We start from the raw sequence: 1,736 nt of genomic DNA on the forward strand, positions 1-1,736 counted from the left end.
GTAGCCCATTATTCTGAAGGTGGAACCTCCACTGTACAAGAAGTTTAACTCCTGGTCAAACATAGCCAGCATGTCTATACCATGCTCTACCAGAACTTGATGTAGCTTATCCTTTTGCCTCACCAGTTGCTGGTCGGTAATATCACGACCAACACAAAGCATCAAGCTATCCTCTTCAGACCACACAGCAGACCACAGAATAGGTACTTCTTGACCATTTTTGTGGATGCACCGATTCTCAAAGTTATGGACCTTCAAGCCCTGAATAACATGCTCAGCCGATAGCAAGCTGGAAGCCAGATCAAGGGGATGAACAAAATCGCTAAAATGATGCTCTATTATCTCTTCCTTGTCATAACCCAGCACTTGTTTACATGCATCATTGATGTTAATATAGTATCCTTGTCTATCCAGGGTACAGACAATGTCAAGGGAATTTTTGATAATCCTCTCCCAGCCACTAACATGCTGATTTACTTCCATATCTAAAAAATAAAAGCTAATCCTAAACAGATCTGAATATACAAGAAATAATTAGCACGGCACATGTTCGTGAGATAGTAACGGACACTATAAGCTGCTGTTGAATAGAAGCTTAAAACTGCGAAACATCATTAGTTGTTTAAACAATAAAATTCAATCTCTATGTGTAGCATACTATCCTTTCTTACTATCTTCATGTAATCAAAGCAATGTAATGATTTGTTAAATTATACGTTGCAACATCAATTATACTTTACTACTCTTGCTAAAGAGTAATTGATGAATGAAGAAGATTAGAAGAGCAGTATTGGTGGATGATGATGAAGTCACGTGCTACATTCATAAGTACCTAATAGAGTACTTATCTATTGCTGACGAGATTAAAGTCATACCAAGTGCCATAGAGGCTCTTGAATACATAGCAGAAAACTATGTTGATGCAAGTACACAAGAGCAGGAAGTTGATTTATTTTTACTTGAATTGAATTTACCCATTATGAATGGGTTTGAATTTTTAGATGCGTTGAGGAAGCTGACGCATATAAGCAGAAAAAGGTTTGTTATTGTTATGGTTACTTCTTCTGCTAACCCTAAAGACAAACAAAAGGCTGCTTTGTATCAAGATGTTTTACATGCTTACTTAATAAAGCCTTTACAGCCAAAAGTGCTTTATAAATTAATCACAGATCTAACTTAGTGATGGGTAAAATTAGAAAGGTTCTATTGGTAGATGATGATGAAATAACCTGCTTTCTGAACAAATCTGTCTTAGAGGAATTGCAGGTTGCAGAGCAGATCGAGTATGTTCATAATGGAGCAGAGGCACTTAATTACATCAAAGAAAATCATACAGGTGAAGTCACCGATACTTATTCAAAGGATCTACTTTTCCTTGACTTGAATATGCCCGTAATGGATGGCATTGAATTTTTGGAAGAGTTTGAAAAGTTGAATGAGATTGATAAAACCAGATTCACCATTGTTATTCTCACATCTTCTGCACATAGCAAAGATGCAAGCAATGTAGCCTTGCATAACAAACTGGTGCATAGTTACGTCCTTAAGCCACTGCACCAGGCAATGTTAAAAAAGATAGTAGATGATATTCAATGAAGCATGATGAATGTAGTGCAGCTTGTCTTTTGGAAAATAGGCTTTTTGATCAGGTAACTACAAATAGAAATAAAACTGGACAGTGGTCCAAAGTAAAATTACTTCGGCACTATCCCTTATCATCATTATATACTTATTCA

Annotated in this window: 3 protein-coding genes; 2 read left to right on the forward strand and 1 reads right to left on the reverse strand. The window is 36.4% G+C overall.

What is annotated here, in order from left to right; genetic code table 11:
* Window positions 1-483, reverse strand: a 483-nt coding sequence (locus KWJ01_RS03870) for a PAS domain S-box protein (RefSeq protein ID WP_224995111.1), incomplete at its 3' end; no start/stop codon positions are given.
* 283 nt (window positions 484-766) lie between these two features.
* On the opposite strand from KWJ01_RS03870, the gene KWJ01_RS03875 reads away from it, so the two are divergent.
* Together KWJ01_RS03875 and KWJ01_RS03880 are read left to right on the forward strand one after the other, a co-directional pair.
* Complete coding sequence (locus KWJ01_RS03875) at window positions 767-1,180, forward strand: response regulator (RefSeq protein ID WP_224995112.1); 414 nt, start codon at window positions 767-769, stop codon at window positions 1,178-1,180.
* 2 nt (window positions 1,181-1,182) lie between these two features.
* On the forward strand, window positions 1,183-1,596 hold the full coding sequence (locus KWJ01_RS03880) for a response regulator (protein WP_224995113.1): 414 nt from the start codon (window positions 1,183-1,185) through the stop codon (window positions 1,594-1,596).
* Window positions 1,597-1,736 lie beyond the last annotated feature (140 nt).

Origin of the sequence: Cesiribacter sp. SM1 (genome assembly GCF_020178975.1) — a bacterium.
GTDB lineage: Bacteria > Bacteroidota > Bacteroidia > Cytophagales > Cyclobacteriaceae > Cesiribacter.